19 protein-coding genes are annotated in these 18,431 nt (G+C 67.7%); 8 read left to right on the forward strand and 11 right to left on the reverse strand.

Translation table 11 applies throughout. The annotated features are described in order from the left end of the window. The first annotated feature begins 10 nt into the window (after positions 1-10). From IE100_RS02540 to IE100_RS02555, 4 genes are all read left to right on the forward strand, one after another. Positions 11-217 (forward strand): hypothetical protein, encoded by a 207-nt coding sequence (locus IE100_RS02540; RefSeq protein WP_189372572.1) that lies wholly within the window; start codon positions 11-13, stop codon positions 215-217. 241 nt (positions 218-458) lie between these two features. After that, the gene (gene nirJ / locus IE100_RS02545; protein WP_189372573.1) at positions 459-1,670 is read left to right on the forward strand and encodes a heme d1 biosynthesis radical SAM protein NirJ; all 1,212 of its coding nucleotides are present in this window, start codon (positions 459-461) and stop codon (positions 1,668-1,670) included. Beyond that, positions 1,667-3,214, forward strand: coding sequence for a nitrite reductase (locus IE100_RS02550; protein WP_189372574.1), 1,548 nt, complete (start codon positions 1,667-1,669; stop codon positions 3,212-3,214). Before nirJ ends, IE100_RS02550 begins: the two co-directional genes overlap by 4 nt. A gap of 150 nt (positions 3,215-3,364) precedes the next feature. After that, the gene (locus tag IE100_RS02555) at positions 3,365-4,045 is read left to right on the forward strand and encodes a Crp/Fnr family transcriptional regulator (RefSeq protein WP_047967256.1); all 681 of its coding nucleotides are present in this window, start codon (positions 3,365-3,367) and stop codon (positions 4,043-4,045) included. A gap of 99 nt (positions 4,046-4,144) precedes the next feature. Here the strand turns inward: IE100_RS02555 and IE100_RS02560 are convergent, their stop codons facing one another. From IE100_RS02560 to tauA, 5 genes are all read right to left on the reverse strand, one after another. Then, positions 4,145-5,143, reverse strand: a complete 999-nt coding sequence (locus IE100_RS02560) for a sulfate ABC transporter substrate-binding protein (RefSeq protein ID WP_189372575.1) — start codon at positions 5,141-5,143, stop codon at positions 4,145-4,147. Positions 5,144-5,330: 187 nt separating this feature from the next. Further along, on the reverse strand, positions 5,331-6,164 hold the full coding sequence (tauD, locus tag IE100_RS02565) for a taurine dioxygenase (protein WP_189372576.1): 834 nt from the start codon (positions 6,162-6,164) through the stop codon (positions 5,331-5,333). Positions 6,165-6,177: 13 nt separating this feature from the next. Beyond that, positions 6,178-7,029 (reverse strand): taurine ABC transporter permease TauC, encoded by an 852-nt coding sequence (tauC, locus tag IE100_RS02570; protein ID WP_189372577.1) that lies wholly within the window; start codon positions 7,027-7,029, stop codon positions 6,178-6,180. Then, on the reverse strand, positions 7,029-7,811 hold the full coding sequence (gene tauB / locus IE100_RS02575) for a taurine ABC transporter ATP-binding subunit (RefSeq protein ID WP_189372578.1): 783 nt from the start codon (positions 7,809-7,811) through the stop codon (positions 7,029-7,031). Before tauB ends, tauC begins: the two co-directional genes overlap by 1 nt. A 12-nt stretch (positions 7,812-7,823) precedes the next feature. After that, the gene (gene tauA, locus IE100_RS02580) at positions 7,824-8,807 is read right to left on the reverse strand and encodes a taurine ABC transporter substrate-binding protein (RefSeq protein ID WP_189372579.1); all 984 of its coding nucleotides are present in this window, start codon (positions 8,805-8,807) and stop codon (positions 7,824-7,826) included. Between the two features lie 142 nt (positions 8,808-8,949). Here tauA and IE100_RS02585 point away from each other — a divergent pair, with 142 nt between their 5' ends. From IE100_RS02585 to IE100_RS02595, 3 genes are all read left to right on the forward strand, one after another. Then, a complete protein-coding gene (locus IE100_RS02585; protein ID WP_189372580.1) occupies positions 8,950-9,102 on the forward strand; it encodes a hypothetical protein in 153 nt (50 codons plus the stop codon). Next, on the forward strand, positions 9,059-9,895 hold the full coding sequence (locus IE100_RS02590) for an EAL domain-containing protein (RefSeq protein WP_189372581.1): 837 nt from the start codon (positions 9,059-9,061) through the stop codon (positions 9,893-9,895). The genes IE100_RS02585 and IE100_RS02590 overlap by 44 nt, the downstream gene beginning before the upstream one ends. 123 nt (positions 9,896-10,018) lie before the next feature. Continuing rightward, positions 10,019-10,654 carry a peroxiredoxin gene (locus IE100_RS02595; protein WP_189372582.1) on the forward strand — a complete coding sequence of 212 codons (636 nt, stop codon included), beginning with the start codon at positions 10,019-10,021 and terminating at the stop codon, positions 10,652-10,654. A gap of 102 nt (positions 10,655-10,756) precedes the next feature. Here IE100_RS02595 and IE100_RS02600 read toward each other — a convergent pair whose 3' ends face one another. Next, on the reverse strand, positions 10,757-11,893 hold the full coding sequence (locus IE100_RS02600) for an HD domain-containing phosphohydrolase (protein WP_229800187.1): 1,137 nt from the start codon (positions 11,891-11,893) through the stop codon (positions 10,757-10,759). A gap of 272 nt (positions 11,894-12,165) precedes the next feature. Between IE100_RS02600 and ycaC the strand changes: the two genes are divergently transcribed. Then, a complete protein-coding gene (gene ycaC / locus IE100_RS02605; protein WP_189372583.1) occupies positions 12,166-12,792 on the forward strand; it encodes an isochorismate family cysteine hydrolase YcaC in 627 nt (208 codons plus the stop codon). A gap of 160 nt (positions 12,793-12,952) precedes the next feature. Here ycaC and IE100_RS02610 read toward each other — a convergent pair whose 3' ends face one another. The 5 genes from IE100_RS02610 to IE100_RS02630 form a co-directional block, all read right to left on the reverse strand. Beyond that, positions 12,953-14,755, reverse strand: a complete 1,803-nt coding sequence (locus IE100_RS02610) for a family 2A encapsulin nanocompartment cargo protein cysteine desulfurase (protein WP_189372584.1) — start codon at positions 14,753-14,755, stop codon at positions 12,953-12,955. Then, positions 14,730-15,662: a family 2A encapsulin nanocompartment shell protein gene (locus IE100_RS02615; RefSeq protein ID WP_189372585.1), complete on the reverse strand. Its 933-nt coding sequence runs from the start codon at positions 15,660-15,662 to the stop codon at positions 14,730-14,732. Before IE100_RS02615 ends, IE100_RS02610 begins: the two co-directional genes overlap by 26 nt. Positions 15,663-15,706: 44 nt before the next feature. Next, positions 15,707-16,666, reverse strand: a complete 960-nt coding sequence (gene epsC, locus IE100_RS02620; protein ID WP_189372586.1) for a serine O-acetyltransferase EpsC — start codon at positions 16,664-16,666, stop codon at positions 15,707-15,709. Between the two features lie 25 nt (positions 16,667-16,691). Next, on the reverse strand, positions 16,692-17,183 hold the full coding sequence (locus tag IE100_RS02625; RefSeq protein WP_189372587.1) for a rhodanese-like domain-containing protein: 492 nt from the start codon (positions 17,181-17,183) through the stop codon (positions 16,692-16,694). Positions 17,184-17,391: 208 nt separating this feature from the next. Next, positions 17,392-18,402 carry an isopenicillin N synthase family dioxygenase gene (locus tag IE100_RS02630; RefSeq protein WP_189372588.1) on the reverse strand — a complete coding sequence of 337 codons (1,011 nt, stop codon included), beginning with the start codon at positions 18,400-18,402 and terminating at the stop codon, positions 17,392-17,394. Positions 18,403-18,431 lie beyond the last annotated feature (29 nt).

An 18,431-nucleotide genomic window follows, 5' to 3' on the forward strand; every position in this document is an offset into this window, starting at 1 on the left:
GGAGCGCATCATGACTTCCTTGCACAAGCAGCGTGGCTGGTACAACGGCGCCTACCTGTTCACGGCCATCTTCGTGCTGGTGCTGTTCATGTCGCAGCCGTGGCTGCCGCTATTGCTGCTGGCGGCGCTGGCCGGCGCCGGCATCGTGATCGGCATCGCGCGCGGCGGCCACTACCTGAAACAGTGGCTGCACGAGCACCCGCTACACTGGCACTGAGAACCTGTTCACGATCTGCTGCGCGTCGGCGATACGGCGTTAAAAACGGCTTCGGAATGCTCATTGACCCCATGTCAACTCCGCTTCCTCAGCCGTTTTTGCCTTGTCTCGCGCTAGCTCGCGAGATCGTGAACACGTTCTGAGCGGCGCAGCCGGCCGGACCGGCAAGCCTTGACTGCGGTCAAGGAGCGCGGGCGGGACAAGTCCGACGATGACGCCATCGTCATTGCCGGAGGCTGTCATGCTGCGCCTCACCCCCTATCTGCAAAGCCTGCTGCACCCCGCCCCCGTCGCACCGCCGCGCCCGCCGCGCGGCCCGGTGCTGATCTGGAACCTGATCCGCCGCTGCAACCTGACCTGCCAGCACTGCTACTCGATCTCCGCCGACAAGGACTTCGCCGGTGAGCTGAGCACCGCCGAGGTGTTCACGGTGATGGACGACCTGAAGGCCTTCGGCGTGCCGGTGCTGATCCTGTCCGGCGGCGAGCCGCTGCTGCGCCCGGACATCTACGACATCGGCCGCCGCGCCAAGCAGATGGGCTTCTACGTCGGCCTGTCCAGCAACGGCACGCTGATCGACGCGGCCAACGTTGGCCGCATCGCCGAGGTCGGCTTCGACTACGTCGGCGTCAGCCTCGACGGCATCGGCGCCACCCACGACCGTTTCCGCCGCCTGGACGGCGGCTTCGGGCTGGCGCTGAACGGCATCCGCCTGGCGCGCGACGCCGGCATCAAGGTCGGCGTGCGCTACACCATGACCGAGGACAACGCCCACGACCTGCCGGCGCTGCTGCAGCTGGTGAGCGACGAGGGCATCGACAAGTTCTACTTCTCGCACCTCAACTACGCCGGCCGCGGCAACAAGCACCGCGACAGCGACGCCCGCCACGCGCGCACGCGCTGGGCGATGGACCTGCTGATCGAATCCTGTCTTGCCCACATCCGGGCCGGCACGGCCAAGGAATTCGTCACCGGCAACAACGACGCCGACGGCGTCTACCTGCTGCAGTGGGCGGCGCGGCACTACCCGGAACAAGTGGATGCGCTGCGCCGGCGCCTGACGCAGTGGGGCGGCAACGCCAGCGGCGTCAACGTCGCCAATATCGACAACCTCGGCAACGTGCACCCGGACACCATGTGGTGGCAGGTGACGCTGGGCAATGTGCGCGAGCGGCCGTTTTCCGCCATCTGGCCGGACGTGTCGCACCCGCTGATGGCCGGCCTCAAGCAGCGGCCGCGCCCGGTGCACGGCCGCTGCGCCGCCTGCGCGCACCTGGCGATCTGCAACGGCAACACCCGGGTGCGGGCGTGGCAGCTGAGCGACGACTTCTGGGCGTCCGATCCGGCCTGCTACCTCAGCGACGCCGAGATCGGCGTGGCGGACGGCGCCTATCCGTTGCCGCAGCTGACGCCGTGGCAGCGCATCGTGCCGCAGGCGGAGGGCCGCCGATGAGACTCGCCAGCCTGTTACTGGCCGCCATCGCCAGCCTGCCGCTGGCGGCCGCCGCCGCCCATCCCGCCGACCTCTACCAGCAGCACTGCCTGAGCTGCCACGGCGCGCAGCGCATGGGCGCGATGGCGCCGGCGCTGCTGCCGCAGAGCCTGGAACGCATCAAGCCGTCCGAGGTGCTGGCGGTGATCCGCGACGGGCGCGCCGCCACGCAGATGGCCGGTTTCGCCGGCCGCCTGTCCGACGCCGACATCGGCGAGCTGGCCGCCTGGCTGGCCACGCCGCCGGCGACGCCGCCGGTGTGGCGCGAGGCGGACACCGCCGCCTCGCGCATCCAGTACCGCGATCCGGCCAGGCTGCCGCCGCGGCCAGGCTTTGCGGCCAACGTCGATCCGCACAACCTGTTCGTGGTGGTGGAGGCCGGCGATCACCATGTCACGGTGCTGGACGGCGACCGCTTCACCCCGATCACCCGCTTCAAGAGCCGCTTCGCGCTGCACGGCGGGCCGAAGTTCTCGCCCGACGGGCGCTTCGTGTACTTCGCCAGCCGCGACGGCTGGGTGACGCAGTACGACCTGTACACGCTGCAGACTGTGGCCGAGATCCGCGTCGGGCTGAACACCCGCAACGTGGCGGTGTCCGGCGACGGGCGCTGGGTGCTGGCCGGCAACACGCTGCCGCAGACGCTGGTGCTGCTGGACGCCAACGGCCTGAAGCCGGTGAAGACCATCGCGGTGCGGGACCGCGCCGGCAAGGCGTCGCGGGTGTCGGCGGTGTACGACGCCGCGCCGCGGCAGAGCTTCGTGGTGGCGCTGAAGGACGCCGCCGAGCTGTGGGAAATCTCCTACAACCCGCAGGCCGACAAGATTTATCCCGGCCTGGTGCACGACTACCAGATGGGCGAGGGCCTAGCCGTGCCCGGTTTCCTCAACCCGCGGGTGACGCCGCTGTCCATGGTGCTGGACGACTTCTTCTTCGATGCCGGCTACCGCCACGTGATGGCCGCCTCGCGCGACGGCCAGGCGCAGGTGATCAACCTCGACGCGCGCAGCAAGGTGGCGACGCTGCCGCTGGACGGCATGCCGCACCTCGGCTCCGGCATCACCTTCGAACAGGACGGTCACCACTACATGGCGACGCCGAACCTGAAGGGCGGCCGCGTGACGGTGATCGACATGGACCGCTGGCAGGTGGCGGCCGACATCGCCACGCCGGGGCCGGGCTTCTTCCTGCGCAGCCACGAAAACACGCCCTACGCCTGGGTGGACGCGATGATGTCGCCGCGCCGCGACACGCTGTCCATCATCGACAAGCGCAGTTTCAAGGTGGTGCGCCAGCTGACACTGCGGCCGGGCAAGACCAATGCCCACGTCGAATTCACCCGCGACGGCCGCTACGCGCTGGTCAGCATCATGGAAACGCCGGGCGAGCTGGTGGTGGTCGATGCGGCGACGTTCAAGGAGGTAGCCGCGCTGCCGATGATGAAGCCGATCGGCAAGTACAACGTGTACAACAAGGTGACGCGTTCGGAAGGCACCAGTCACTAGCGCCGGCCAGGGTTGGCCGCAGGCGGCGGGGCACGACTAGCTCTTTCGGCTAGGGTGCCACCGCCTTTTGGCGCATGGTGGCGCGCACCGGCAGCGCGTAGCCTTGCGCCATCCCTTACGGGCGGGTGCGACATCCGCAGGAAAACAGCAATGAACCAGATTGATATTCGGACCTTTTTGCAGCATCAGCCACTGTTCCAGCAGCTGTCCGAGGCGCAGCGCGAGGCCTTGGTGCCGGGCACCCGCGAGGTGCGCGGCCAGAAGGGGCAGGTGATCTTCCAGAAGGGCGACCCCTGTGACGGCATGTATCTGGTGGTGTACGGCAAGGTCAAGCTGGCGCTGACCGCGCAGAACGGCACCGAGAAGGTGATGGAAATCCTGCACCCGAGCCAGAGCTTTGCCGAGGCGGTGATGTTCCTGCGCCGGCCGTGCCCGGTGATGGCGCAGTTCGTCGAGGACGGCCTGCTGCTGCACGTCAGCGCCGAGGTGATCTTTGGCGCCATCGCGCAGGACCCGGCCTTTGCCCAGCGCATGCTGGCCGGGCTGTCGCTGCGCCTGCACAGCCTGGTGCGCGACGTGGAACGCTACTCGGTGGAGAGCGCGGTGCAGCGCGTGGTCGGCTACCTGTTGCAGGTGGAAGATGACGCCAGCAGCGGCTCGGTGGTGCACCTGCCGGTCAACAAGAACCTGATCGCGTCGCGACTGAACCTGACGCCGGAGACCTTCTCCCGCGTGCTGCACCAGCTGGCGGACGAGGGCCTGATCGAGGTGCGCGGCCGCGATATCGTGCTGAAGGATCTGGAGGCGCTGCGCGACTTCGGCTTTGCCTGAGCCAGGCGCGCCGCCGTACCGAATTTGCGCTGAAAACACCGCCCCCGCCTACCGGCCGGGGCGGTGTTGGCATTGCGGCCAACCCTGGCCGTGCCGGCCTCAACGGCTGATGATCTGGTCGAAGATCGCGCCGTCGTCGAAGTGGGTTTTCTGCGCGCGCGCCCAGCCGCCGAATACCCGGTCGATGGTGAACAGCCTCACCTTGCTGAACTGGGCGGCGTACTTGGCGGCCACCCTGGCGTCGCGCGGGCGGTAGTAGTTCTGCGCCGCCAGCTCCTGCCCGGCCGGGCTGTACAGGTAGCGCAGGTAGGCCTCCGCCACCTTGCGCGTGCCGCGCTTGTCGACCACCTTGTCCACCACGCTCACCGGCGGCTCGGCCAGGATGGACACCGACGGCACCACGATGTCGAACTTGTCCGGCCCCAGCTCCTTGCTGGCGAGGAAGGCCTCGTTTTCCCACGAGATCAGCACGTCGCCGATGCCGCGCTGCGAGAAGGTGACCAGCGAGCCGCGGGCGCCGGAATCCAGCACCTTCACGTTCTGGTAGATCTTCTGCACCAGCGCGCGGGCACTGGCGTCGTTGCCGCCCGGCTGTTGCAGCGCGTAGCCCCACGCCGCCAGGTAGTTCCAGCGCGCGCCGCCGCCGGTTTTCGGGTTGGGGGCGATCACCTCCACCCCGGGGCGGGCCAGGTCGTTCCAGTCGCGGATGGCCTTCGGATTGCCCTTGCGCACCAGCAGCACGATGGTGGAGGTGTACGGCGTGCTGTTGTGCGGCAGGCGGCTCTGCCAGTTGGCCGGCACCAGCGCGCCGTTCTTGTTCAGCTCGTCGATGTCGTTGGACAGCGCCAGCGTCACCACGTCCGCCTCCAGCCCGTCGATCACCGAGCGCGCCTGCTTGCCGGAGCCGCCGTGCGACTGCTTGACGCTGACGGTTTCGCCGGTCTGCGCCTGCCAGTGCTTGGCGAAGGCGGCGTTGAACTCCTGGTACAGCTCGCGCGTCGGGTCGTAGGACACGTTGAGCAGGCTGACATCGGCCATGGCCGGTTGGCTCAGCAGGCTGGCAAACAGCAGCGCGCCGGCAAGTGGTTTCAGTTTCATGGGGGTACCCCTGCGTTGAATGTGGTTGTCATTGTCCGGGGGCGGCCGGCGGCGGTGGACCAAGCAAAATTCACAAGCTAATCAGCGCTGGCGCTTGGTGCCGGCTGTCCCGCTGCGGCCAACGTCAGCCGGCGGCGACAGCACAGGCCGCGCCCGCAGGCCGGCCTGTGCCGTGCGGCGTGGCCGTTCAGAACGGCTGGTCGCCGAGGATGGTGGCGCGGTGCATGATGCGGTGCGCCGGGCGGTAGTCGTCCACCGCGTAGTGCTGGGTGACGCGGTTGTCCCAGAACGCGATGTCGCCCGGCTGCCAGCGCCAGCGCACGCTGAATTCCGGCTTGGCATAGTGGGCAAAAAGGAAGGCCAGCAGCGCGTCGCTCTCCGCCGGCGGCAGCTCGTTGATGCGGGTGGTGAAGCCGTCGCTGACGAACAGCGCCTTGTCGCCGCTGACCGGGTGGGTACGGATCACCGGGTGGTTCACCGGCGGCGTGCTGCGGCGGGTGGCCTCGTAATTGGCCAGCGCCTCCGGTGTCTGGCCGAAGCGCTCCAGCGGGAACGACTTGGTGAAGTCGTGCGTCGCGGTCAGCCCGTCCAGCAGCTGCTGCAGGCGTGGCGACAGCGCGGCGTAGGCGGCGGTGCCGCTGGCCCACAGCGTGTCGCCGCCGTACTCCGGCAGCTGCCGTGCCACCAGCACCGAACCCAGCGGCGGGGTGTCGATGAAGGTGACGTCGGTGTGCCAGATGGCGTTGTCGCGCAGGTCGTTCAGCGCGGTGTCCAGCACCATGATCTGCGGCGTGTCCGCGATCTTGGGGTACAGCGGGTGGATGTGCAGGTCGCCGAACCAGGCGGCGAAATCACGCTGTTGCTGCGGGCTGATGTCCTGGTTCCGGAAAAACAGCACCTGGTGTTGCAGCAGCGCGGCGCCGAGCGCCTGTTGCCGTGCGCGGTCCAGCGGCTGCGCGAGGTCGATGCCGCTGACGATGGCGCCCAGTGCCGGGCTGAGACGGGTGAAGTGCAGACTCATGACGGTAATCCTTTCAATGGGGTTGGCCGTGCCACGGGGTAAGGCGCTGCTGCAGCCGGCGCAGGCCCAGCTCCAGCGCGAAGGCGACCAGCGCGATGACGATGATGCCGAGCACCACCACGTCGGTGACCAGGAACTGCGCGGCGGACTGGATCATGAAGCCCAGCCCGCGGGTGGCGGCGATCAGCTCCGCCGCCACCAGCGTCGACCAGCCGGCGCCAAGGCCGATGCGCACGCCGGTGATGATCTCCGGCAGCGCGCCGGGCAGGATCACGTGGCGCAGCAGCTGCCAGCGGCTGGCGCCCAGCGACAGCGCCGCCTGTTGCCGCAGCGGGCTGACGCTGGCGACGCCGTGGGCGGTAGCGATCAGCACCGGCGCCAGGATGGCGAGGAAGATCAGCAGCACCTTGGACGCCTCGCCGATGCCGAACCAGATCACGATCAGCGGCAGGTAGGCCAGCGGCGGCAGCGGGCGGTAGAACTCGATCACCGGATCGAGCAGGTGCCGCGCCAGCGGAAACACGCCGATGACGATGCCCAGCGGGATGCCGACGACGACCGCCGCCAGCAGCGCCAGCAGCATGCGCTGCAGGCTGGCCAGCAGGTGCTGCGGCAGGGTGGCGTCCATGTAGCTGCCGGCCAGCAGCTCGCCGAACCGGGCCAGCACCGCTTGCGGCGGCGGCAGGAACAGCGGCGCAATCAGCCCGCTGGCGGTGAGCGCCCACCACGACAGCAGCAGGCCGGCGATGCTGAGCGCGGCCCAGTGCGTCGCTTGCGGCTGCCAGCGGCGGCCGGCCGGGGCGGGCGGAGTACCGGTATCGAGGCTGTCGGGCACCGCGATCAGGGTGGTTGGGGATGTGGACATCAGGCGGCCTCCTCGTGACCTTGGCGGAACAGGCTGTGCAGCAGCGATTCGCGCAGCGCGATGAATGCCGGATCGGACTTGATCGCGCGCACGTCCTCGCCGGCGCGGTAGCGCTGGTTAAAGGTTGGCCGCAAGCGCTGCACGATGCGCCCCGGCCCCGGCGACATCAGCACCAGCTCGGTGGCGAGGAACAGCGCCTCCTCGATGTCGTGGGTGATCAGGAACACACCGCGCTGCGACTGCTGCCACACGCGCAGCAGCAGTTGCTGCATCTGCTCGCGGGTGAAGGCGTCCAGTGCGCCGAACGGTTCGTCCAGCAGCAGCACCTGCGAGCGGCTGGCCAGCGCACGGGCGATGCCGACGCGCTGGCGCATGCCGCCGGACAGCTGCCAGGTGCGCTTGGTGGCGACATCGGCCAGCCCGACCAGGCGCAGGGTGTCGGCGACGATGCGCTCGCGCGCCGCCGCATCGGCACCCTGCAGCTTGAGGCCGAAGGCGACGTTGTCGTGCACGTTCAGCCACGGCAGCAGCGCGTCGTGCTGGAACACCACCGCGCGCTCCACCCCCGGCGCCGTCACCGGCTGGCCGGCAAACAGCACCCGGCCCTGGCTGGGCGCGATGAAACCGGCCAGCACCCCCAGCAGTGTGCTCTTGCCGCAACCGGACGGCCCCAGGGCCACCAGCAGCTCGTCACGCGCCAGGCTCAGCGACACCTGGTGCAGCGCCGGCTGCGACTGGCCGGGGTAGGTGACGCCAAGCTTGTCGACTTGTAGCAGGCTCATGGTCGGCTCCGTCTAGCGCAGGGCGGCGTTGATGAAGCGGTTGGTCACGTAGGGCGTGTAGCTCGGCTGCAGGCTGTCGACCTTGCCCTGCGACTTGAGGAAGGCGGCGGTATCGCCGACCGCCTTCACCAGCGGCTGTTGCAGCAGCTTGCTCTGCTCGGCCAGCGACGGGTAGCGGTTGCCCGGCAGCAGGGCGGCCACTTCCTCCGGCTTGCTGCCGGTGAGGCGGGCGATCTTCGCCACGTTGGCCGCATTGCCGGCGAAGCCTTTCGGGTCCTTGTTGTAGCGCTCGAACACCTTGCCGGTGACGCTCACGAACTGCTTGAGGAAGTCCGGATTCTTCTGTGCGAAGTCCTGGCGCACGATCCACAGGTCGTAGGTCGGCGCGCCCCACTTGGCGACTTCGGCCGAGCTGGTCAGCACCTTGCCGCTGGCGCGCACCTTGCCCAGCGCCGGCTCCCACACGTAGGCGCCGTCGATGTCGCCACGCTGCCAGGCGGCGGCGATCTCGCTGGGGCGCAGGTTGAGGATGGTGACCTTGCCGGCATCCACCTGCCAGTGCTTCAGCGCCGCCAGCAGGCTGTAGTGGGTGGTGGACACGTACGGCACCGCGATCTTCTTGCCGACCAGGTCGGCCGGCTTGGCGATGCCGCTGCCGTTGCGCACCACCAGCGCCTCGGACTCGCCGATCACGCCGGTGACGAGGAAGGTCTGGATCGGCAGGCCGCGGCTGGCGGCGGCGGCCAGCGGGCTGGAGCCGATATTGCCGATCGGCACATCGCCGGAGGCGACTGCGGCGATCACCTCGGCGCCGCTCTCGAACTTGCGCCAGTTGATCTTCTTGCCGGTGGCTTTTTCGTAGTCGCCATCGGCCTGCGCCACCTTGGACGGGTCGACGCCGGTCTGGAACGCGATGGTGACGCCGTCGTCGGCGTGGGCGGCACCGGCAACAAAGGCCAGCGAAACGAACAGGGAAACGAGGGCGGGGCGGGTCATGGCAATCTCCAGTGGTGAGTCGTTTGCAATGACGCCATTAAAAAGAGAAACCGGCAGGCGGGGAAACAATAAAAGCCGCACCTTATATTCATCACCGGTTGCGGTATTAATCGATTAAATGAATAAGGCGATAAATTATTAAATGGCCAGCGGTGTTGTGAATAAAGCAGATGGCGATATCGGCTTTATTTATAAGGCGGCGGTGAATTGGCGGGTAAAGTGCATGCTGCTATTACTGATGAATATTGGCCATGAAACGCTTCAAGCAGTCGAAGGGTTTTCCGGCGGGATTTAACCCGCAACAATTACGCTGGTGTCAGCAATTGCTGGCTGACTTGCCTTGTCCCGCGCAATTGCACTGGAACGAGCGCGAGGTATTTGCCTGCTTTGACGGCTGGTGGCTGACCAGCGAGTTCTTCCCGGTGGCCAGCTTCTGCGACGCGGTGCCGCAGCGGGCGCACTACGCGGCGCGGCTGCGCATTCACGGCCGCTTCGGCCAGAACCTGCCGGCCAACTGGCTGTTCGCGCTGAACCACGGCGAAAGCAAGACCGTGTCGCTGCTGAAGCTGATCCGCGTGCTGCACCTGCTCAATCACCTGGGGCGCAACGATGTCGCGCTGCCGCTGCGCATCGATCTCGATCCGCGCATCTGCCACGCCTTCAGCGACCGCATCATCGACTTCACCACGGCGCTGCTGGCACAGCTGGGGCTGGCCAGCCAGCAGGTGATGTTCCTGCTGTTCATCAACCAGCCCACCGCCGAGCTGGGGGTGGCGCTGGTGCGCCGCTACCGCGAGCAAGGCCATCTGCTGGGGCAGGGCGGCTTTGGCGACAGCGGGCACGACTTGTCGCGGCTGTGGCGGCTGGAGCCGGACTTCGTCTGCCTGTCGCCGCGCTTCATGCGCCGCGCCGTGATGTATCCGCAGGTGCGCGACCAGCTGCTGGCGCTGATGCCGCAGCTGGTGCAGCAGGGCTTCGCGCTGGGGGTGGAGGAAATCGTGTGCGACAACATGCTGACCATGGCACGGCAGATGCAGGCCCGCTATTACAGCGGGCAGCTGCTGACGCAGCGGCTGGCGCCGGCCTGATATGCATTGCAGCGCGCGCCGGATAAGCAATGCACTTTTGCTTGGTTTGCTGGCACCGGCGGCTTGTCTATAGTGATCTCATTGCGTGACGACACGCAGCCACTCTGGTGACAGGAGCTTCTTATGACATTGCGTCTCGGCGACATCGCCCCCGACTTCGAACAGGCGTCCAGCGACGGCAACATCCGTTTTCATGACTGGCTGGGCAACAGCTGGGGCGTGCTGTTCTCGCACCCGGCCGACTTTACCCCGGTGTGCACCACCGAGCTGGGGCTGACCGCCAAGCTCAAGGACGAATTTGCCCGCCGCAACGTGAAGGTGATCGCGCTGTCGGTCGATCCGGTGGCGTCGCACCTGGAGTGGATCAAGGACATCAACGACACGCAGGGCACCACGGTGAACTTCCCGATCATCGCCGATGCCGACCGCAAGGTGTCCGAGCTGTACGACCTGATCCACCCCAACGCCAGCAGCACCCATACCGTGCGTTCGGTGTTCGTGATCGACCCGGAGAAGAAGATCCGCCTGACGCTGACCTATCCGGCCAGTACCGGCCGCAATTTCAACGAGCTGCTGCGGGTGATCGATTCGCTGCAGCTGACCGAATACCACAGCGTGGCGACGCCGGCCAACTGGCAGCAGGGCGACGAGGTGGTGATCGTGCCTTCGCTGCAGGATGAAGAACTGATCCGGCAGAAGTTTCCCAAGGGTTATCGCGCGCTGCGCCCCTATCTGCGCCTGACCCCGCCGCCGGTCTGATCCGTTTTTTGTTGTGGGCTTTACTCGTGGTCTCTGTATTTTCTCCTCTTGGGCTTTTGTTGGCCGGGCTTGTCAGCCCGGCCTTTTTTTTGCGCCCGCGGCTCAGGACACGGCGTCGGTATCGGCGTAGCGCTCGTGGATCGCCATGATCTGGTCCAGGTGGTCGTGGAGCGCCTGCACGCAGTCGGCGTCCAGCTTGCCGGCCTGAACCATGCGGTCCAGCTCGGCCAGCGCATTGGTCGGCGACCAGACCGGCTTGTACGGCCGGATCGCCGTCAGCGCATCGAAGATGTCGGCCACCGTCACGATGCGCGCCTCCAGCGGGATGGCGTCCTGCCGCAGCTGCCGCGGATAGCCGCTGCCGTCGAGGTATTCGTGGTGGCAGTGCACGATGTTGCGCAGGATGGCGGAGTCGGGCAGGCGCTGCTGCGCACCGGTGCCCACGATGCGGTCGATGATCTGTATCCCCTTGTCGACGTGGGTTTCCATGATGGCCCGCTCGGTCGGATCGAGCCGGCCCGGCTTGAGCAGCACCTTGTCGGGGATGCCGATCTTGCCGATGTCGTGCAGCGACGCGAACAGGTACACGCACTCCACGAACTCGTCATCGCGCCCGTAGCGCGGCGCGACGGCGCGGGCAATCACGCGCGAATAGCGCGCCATGCGCTCCAGATGGGCGCCGGTCTCGAAGTCGCGCACCTCGGCCAGCTCGCGCGCCACCCGCGTCGCCTCCAGCACCGAGCGCACGGCGGACAGCTCGTTCGCAATCGCCATGCTGATCAGGTTGGTGTACAGCACCAGGTCGCGCTGCACCTGCGGGCTGAAGGCCGCCGCCTGCATCGAGTCGAAGAACACGAAACCGGCGAGGCTGCCGCCATCGTAGAAGGGCACCGTGAACGACGAGCGGTAGCCCTGTTCGCGCAGCCAGGTGTTGTGCACGGTGTCGGACTGCAGCGCGTGCTCGATGTCGTCGAGCACGCGGAATTCGCCGCTGGCCGCCAGCGCGCTCAGCGCACTGTCGGACAGCTTGTACTCGTAGGCGGTGATGGCCTCGCCCGCGCGGGTGCTGTTGATGAAGGTCTTCAGCACGTCGTCTTTCTCGTCGTACAGCGCGCAGGCGATGCGATCGACCACCGGCACCGTTTCCAGCAGGCGGTCGTGCAACTCGTTGAGCCGCTGGGTGAGGGTGTCGTCGTGAAGATTCAGGGTCATCATCAGGAAGGGCGGGGGTGCGGTCATCGGGACTGGCTTTCAAGGGTTAACGTCACTGCCGGGCAGGGGCCGGCACTACCTTAATACGCATTCCGGCGGCAAGCCATCCCTAATCCATCCCGGCGTGGCTTTCCCCGCGATCTACGCCGCCCCGCCCGCTGGCGCTTGCGGCAGGGCAGGCTATCCTGAACACAGACATTCCCCGCATCCGCTTGCCACAGGAGGCCGGCTGCTGCGCCGCGTGTTTCCCACCGCGCCGGCAGCGGCCGGCGCTTTTTTGATGCCCGAAGGAGAATGCGATGACCACCCCCTACCAACGTCTGGACAAGAACAACGCTGCCGTGCTGCTGGTGGACCACCAGGCCGGGCTGCTGTCGCTGGTACGCGATATCGATCCCGACAAGTTCAAGAACAACGTGCTGGCGCTGGGCAGTCTGGCGCAGTACTTCAAGCTGCCGACCATCCTGACCACCAGCTTCGAGAGCGGCCCCAACGGCCCGCTGGTGCCGGAGCTGAAGGCGCAGTTTCCGGATGCGCCGTACATCGCCCGTCCCGGCCAGATCAACGCCTGGGACAACGCCGACTTCGTGCAGGCGGTCAAGGCCACCGGCAAGCGGCAGCTGATCATTGCCGGCGTGGTGACCGAGGTGTGCGTCGCCTTCCCGGCGCTGTCCGCGCTCGAAGAGGGCTTCGAGGTGTTCGTGGTCACCGACGCCTCGGGCACCTTCAACGACATCACCCGGCAGGCCGCCTGGGCGCGCATGACGCAGGCGGGCGCCCAGCTGATGACCTGGTTCGGCGTGGCCTGCGAGCTGCACCGCGACTGGCGCAACGACATCGAGGGCCTGGGCACGCTGTTCTCTAACCACATCCCGGACTACCGCAACCTGATCACCAGCTACACCACGCTGAGCGCCGGCAAGTAGGCGGCCACGGCCACCGCGGGGTGGCCGTGCGTCGTGCCGGCTTGTCGCCAGTAGCGGCACCAGCGGCCGGGCCGGGTCGATGCCGATGGCTTGCCGCGGACAAACAGAAAGGTTGGCCGCAACGCTGTTGCGGCCAACCTTGGGCGCTACCGCTTCACCGTCAGCGTTTGGCCAGTCCTTGCACCACCGCCACCAGCGTGTCGATCTCCTCGCAGGTGTTGTAGAACGCCAGCGACGGCCGCACCGTGGCTTCAAGGCCGAAGCGGCGCAGGATGGGCTGGGCGCAGTGGTGGCCGGAGCGTACCGCGATGCCTTCCTGGTTCAGCGCGCGGCCCACCTCCTCGGTGCGGTAGCCCGGCAGCACGAAGGACAGCACGCTGGCCTTGTGTTCGGCGGTGCCGATCAGCCGCAGCCCCGGCACGCTCTGCAGGCCGCGGGTGGCGTACAGCAGCAGGTCGTGCTCGTAGCGGGCGATGTTGTCCAGGCCGATGCGCTCGACGTAGTCGATGGCGGCGCCCAGGCCGACGGCGTCGGCGATGTTGCCGGTGCCGGCCTCGAACTTGTTCGGCGCCGGCTGGTACAGCGTCTTCTCGAAGGTGACATCGGCAATCATGTTGCCGCCCCCCTGCCACGGCGGCATGGCCTCCAGCAGTTCGGCCTTGCCGTACACCACGCCGATGCCGGTTGGCGCGAACACCTTGTGGCCGGAGAACACGAAGAAGTCCGCGTCCAGCGCCTGCACGTTGACGCGTAGGTGCGAGACCGACTGCGCGCCATCCACCAGCACCCGTGCGCCGGCGGCATGCGCCAGCACGATGACCTCGGCCACCGGGGTGACCGTGCCCAGCGCGTTGGACACCTGGGTGATGGCCACCAGCCTGGTTCGGCTGTTCAGCAGCTTGCGGTACTCGTCGAGCAGGATCTGGCCGCTGTCGTCCACCGGGATCACGTGGATCTTTGCCCCCACGCTGGCCGCCAGCTGTTGCCAGGGCACGATGTTGGCGTGGTGCTCCAGGTTGGAGACGATGATCTCGTCGCCGGCCGCGATGTTCTGCCGCCCCCAGGTGTTGGCCACCAGGTTGATCGCCTCGGTGGCGCCGCGCACGAAGATGATCTCGTTGGCGCTGCCGGCGCCGATGAAGCGCGCCACCTTGTTGCGGGCGGCCTCGTAGGCGTCGGTGGCGCGTGCGGCCAGCTCGTGCGCCGCGCGGTGGATGTTGGAGTTCTCGTGCTGATAGAAGTACGCGATGCGGTCGATCACCGATTGCGGCTTGTGCGTGGTGGCGGCATTGTCCAGCCAGATCAACGGCTTGCCGTTCACCCGCTCGGCCAGGATGGGAAAATCCCGGCGCACCGCATTGACGTCGAAACCATGCTGGCGGCTGGCGACGTGGCGGTCGAAGTCCGGCGCCTTGTCCAGCTTGACGGCCGGTTCCAGGAAGTAGAACTGGCTGCCGGCGGGTGCGGCGGCGGGTGCTGGTGCCGCAAGCTGTTGGCGGCTGTCGCCGGCCAGCAGCGCGCGCAGCACGTCCTCGCCGGGCAGGCCGAACGATTGCGCCGTGACGCGGTCGTCCACGGCGGGCAGTGGCGCGGCCGGGGCGCTAGCGGCCAGTTCGCCGTAGCGGCCAGCCTCGGTGACGAAGTAGTACGGCGACGAGGCCGGTGCGCCACCAGCCGTCGGCGCCGACGGCTGCGCTGCGGCCAACTGTGGCACCTTGGCCGCATAGGTTTCCGGCACGGCGTAGGCCGCCGGGTCGCGCAGGCCGCTACCCACCGGTGCGGCTGGAACCGTGACAGGCAGCGGCTGGAGCGCCGGCTGCGCCGCACTGGATGGTGGAGTCAGCGTGCCGCTGTCCTGCGGTGTCTGGCCGGGCAGGCTGCTGAAGAAGGCGTTGGCCAGCCGCGCCAGCTCGCCCGCGTCCGGCAGGCCGTCGGGCTTACTTGTAAGTGTCTGGATAGTCATGGTACTTGCCAATCTCCACGTCTTCGAGTACCGCCAGGGCGTCCTCGGTCAGCACCGCCAGCGAGCAATACAGCGAAATCAGGTAGGACGCGATGGCGTTGCGGTTGATGCCCATGAAGCGCACCGACAGCCCCGGGCTCTGTTCGCCGGCCACGCCCGGCTGGTACAGGCCGACCACGCCCTGGCGCTTGTCGCCGACGCGCAAGAGCAGGATCTTGGTCTTGCCGTGCTCGTCGATCGGCAGCTTGTCCGACGGGATGATGGGCACGCCGCGCCAGGTGATGAACTGCGAGCCGAACAGGCTCACGGTCGGCGGCGGCACGCCGCGGCGGGTGCACTCGCGGCCGAAGGCGGCGATGGCCAGCGGGTGGGCGAGGAAGAAGCCGGGTTCCTTCCACACCTTGGTCAGCAGCTCGTCGAAGTCGTCCGGCGTCGGCGCGCCGGTGAGGGTGCTGATGCGCTGGGCCTCGTCGACATTGGCCAAGAGGCCGTATTCCGGGTTGTTGATCAGCTCGGACTCCTGGCGCTCCTTGATGGTCTCGATGGTCAGGCGCAGCTGCTCCTTGATCTGGTCGTGCGGGCTGGAGTACAGGTCGGACACGCGGGTGTGCACGTCCAGCACCGTGGTGACGGCATTGAGGAACAGCTCGCGCGGCTGCTCTTCGTAGTCGACGAAGGTTTGCGGCAGCTCGGCTTCGTCGCGCTGCGAGCACGCGACGCGCATATTGCCGGCGTTTTTCACGCGGTTGAGGCGGAAGATGCCGGCCTCGACCGGCGTCCACTGCAGCAGGTGCACCAGCCAGCGCGGGCTGATGGTGGACAGTTGCGGGACGGTCTTGGTGGCGTTCGCCAGCTGGCGGGCGGCGTTGTCGCCCAGTGCCAGTTGGGCATCCTGATGTTCGGCCATGGTGATTCCTTGTGTGGCGTTGGTTGTGGTGAAAAAGGTGGCGGCTAGCGCAGATGCGGCGCGCCGGTAAGGTTCTGGCTGTTGGCCTGGGTGATGTGGCTGCCGGGCAGCACGTCGCGGGTGAGCCACACGTTGCCGCCGATGGTGGCGCCCTGGCCGATGGTGATGCGGCCCAGCAGGGTGGCACCGGCGTAGATCACCACGTCGTCCTCGACGATCGGGTGGCGCGGCTGGCCTTTTTCCAGCTTGCCGTCGGCGTCGCTGGCAAAGCGCTTGGCGCCCAGCGTCACCGCCTGGTACAGCCGCACCCGCTCGCCGATGACGGCGGTTTCGCCGATCACCACGCCTGTGCCGTGGTCGATGAAGAAGCCCTTGCCGATCTGCGCGCCAGGGTGGATGTCGATGCCGGTGTCCGAGTGCGCGATCTCGGCGATGATGCGCGCCACCAGCGTGGCGCCGGCGCGGTACAGGTAGTGCGCCAGGCGGTGGTAGAGGATGGCGCTGATGCCGGGGTAGCACAGCAGCACCTCGTCTACGCTGCGGGCGGCCGGGTCGCCGATATAGGCGGCGTGCACGTCGGCATCCAGAATGCGGCGCAGCCGGGGCAGCTCGGCGGCCAGGCCGCGGGCGATGGTCACCGCGTTCTGCTCGCTTTTGGCGTCGCTCAGCCCTTGCAGGCGCGCGCTGTAGCTCAGCTCCAGCTGCAGCTGTTTCACCAGCGCGTCCAGCGCCTGCGCCAGCGTGTGGCCGACGTAGAAGTCTTCGCTGCTTTCGTTCAGGTCCGGCGGCCCCAGGCGCATCGGAAACAGCACGCCGGACAGCGCCTCGACGATGTCGCGCAGCGCCTCGCGCGACGGGAACTCGCGCCCGCCCAGCTCGCGGGTGCGGCCGTGGGCCTGGCGCCAGGCCTGGCGTGCGCCGCGCAGCTCGCGCACCACCTGGTCGATATCCCAGTTCTGCTGCTGGTTGCCGAAGGAGAGCCAGCTTTTTGCTCGGTCGTTCATGTGATCCACTCCGGGAAAAGTCGGATTAATCCTGTTGCCACGGCAGGCGGTGATGGCGCCAGCCGCCGACGTCGCCACGGCGGTGCTGCTCGTCCAGATCGCCTTCGAAGCCTTCCAGCACGTTGAACACCCGGCTGAAGCCGGCGCGGCTTGCCGCCTCGGCGGCGGCGGCCGAGCGCTTGCCGCTGCGGCACAGCAGCACGATTACCGTATCCTTGCCGCCGGCCTTGCTTTCCAGCTCGCGCAGGAAGCGCGGGTTCTTGAGCAGCGCGGTGCCGGTCTGCCACGCCACGTGCAGCGAGCCGGGCACGTGGCCGACGAACTTGCGCTCTTCCGCGGTGCGCACGTCGACCAGTTGCGCGACGCCGGCCTCGACCAGCGACCACGCTTCCTGCGGGTACAGGCAGCCGGCGTAGGCGAGGCCGGCGGCCTGCGCCCGCTGGCGGGCGGCGGTCAGCAGGTGTGCGACGTCCGGCGCGCTGGCGGCGGGGGTAGGGGGTGTTTGGTTCTCTGGCATGACAATTTCCTGGTGAGCCGTGTTGCCGGGGTGGAACCACTATACGGTGGCCGCCGCCGGGGACTAACCAAGGAAATCTGATTTGAATATCCGGTAGCCGGGTGCAATGCTTTGCAGGAATTCCGGATAGGAAAACGCCGCCGGCAGGGCGGCGGCGGGGCGAGACCGATCCGCGCGGGCGCGGCGCCGGCTGGCGGAGTGCGTAGCGTTACAGGGCCGGCTCCAGCTCGCCGTAGTGGGCATTGGCCACGTCCACGTGCGAGCGCAGGCGGCCCTTCAGCACGTTGCGGCCAACCTGGTAGAACAGCGGGTTGTGCGGGTCGCTGGCCGGGCCGCGGGCTTCGGCGGCCAGGTGTGCCGGCAGGGTCAGCAAGGGCACGTTGGCATCCAGCTGCGCCGCCATGAAGAAGGCGCTGGACAGCCGGTCGATACCGGCCGGCGGCGTGACCACGCGATGCAGCGTCGCCTTGAGGTAGCCGTTGGAGGCCAGCTCCAGCAGCTCGCCGATATTCACCACGAAGGTGCCTGCAACCGGGGTCGCCAGCACCCACTCGTCGCCCAGCAGCACCTCCAGTCCCGGCTGGTCGCCCTGCAGCACCAGCGTCAGGTAGCCGGCGTCCTTGTGCGCGCCGACGCCTTGCTCGCTGTCGGTATGGTCGCGCCCCGGATAGCGGATCAGCTTCAGGTGCTGGAACGGGCCGTCGGCCACGGTGTGGTCGAACACGTCTTCCGCCTGCTCCAGCGCGATGGCAAAGGCGCGCAGCAGGGTGAGGGTGACCTCGGTCAGGCTGTCCTGCCAGCGCAGCACGATGTCCCGCATCTGCGGCAGCTCTGCCGGCCACTGGTTGGGGCCGTGCAGGCGCAGCCACGGCTGGTCGCCGTAGTGCAGCCGGCGCAGCGGGGTCTCGCGCATCACGTCGAACTGTTCGCGCCAGTCGGCCTGTCCCAGCGTCAGCTCGCCGCCGGCGCGGGTATAGCCGCGAAAGTGCGGCGAGTTGACCATCGCCACGCGCTGCTTGGCGGCGTCCGGCAGCGCGAAGAACTGGCGCGAGACGTCCAGCACCTGTTGTTGCAGGCTGTCGGGCACGCCGTGGCCCTTGAGGTAGAAGAAGCCGACCTCGCGCGCGGCGGTTTTCAGTTCGCGCAGGAAGTCGACGCGTTGTGCGCCGCCGGCGTGGAAGGCGGACAGGTCAAGTTGTGGAAGGCTAGGTTTGTTCACGGGAAACTCCTGACATTCATGGTTGTTAT

This window comes from Vogesella alkaliphila, assembly GCF_014652475.1.
GTDB classification, from domain to species: Bacteria; Pseudomonadota; Gammaproteobacteria; order Burkholderiales; family Chromobacteriaceae; genus Vogesella; species Vogesella alkaliphila.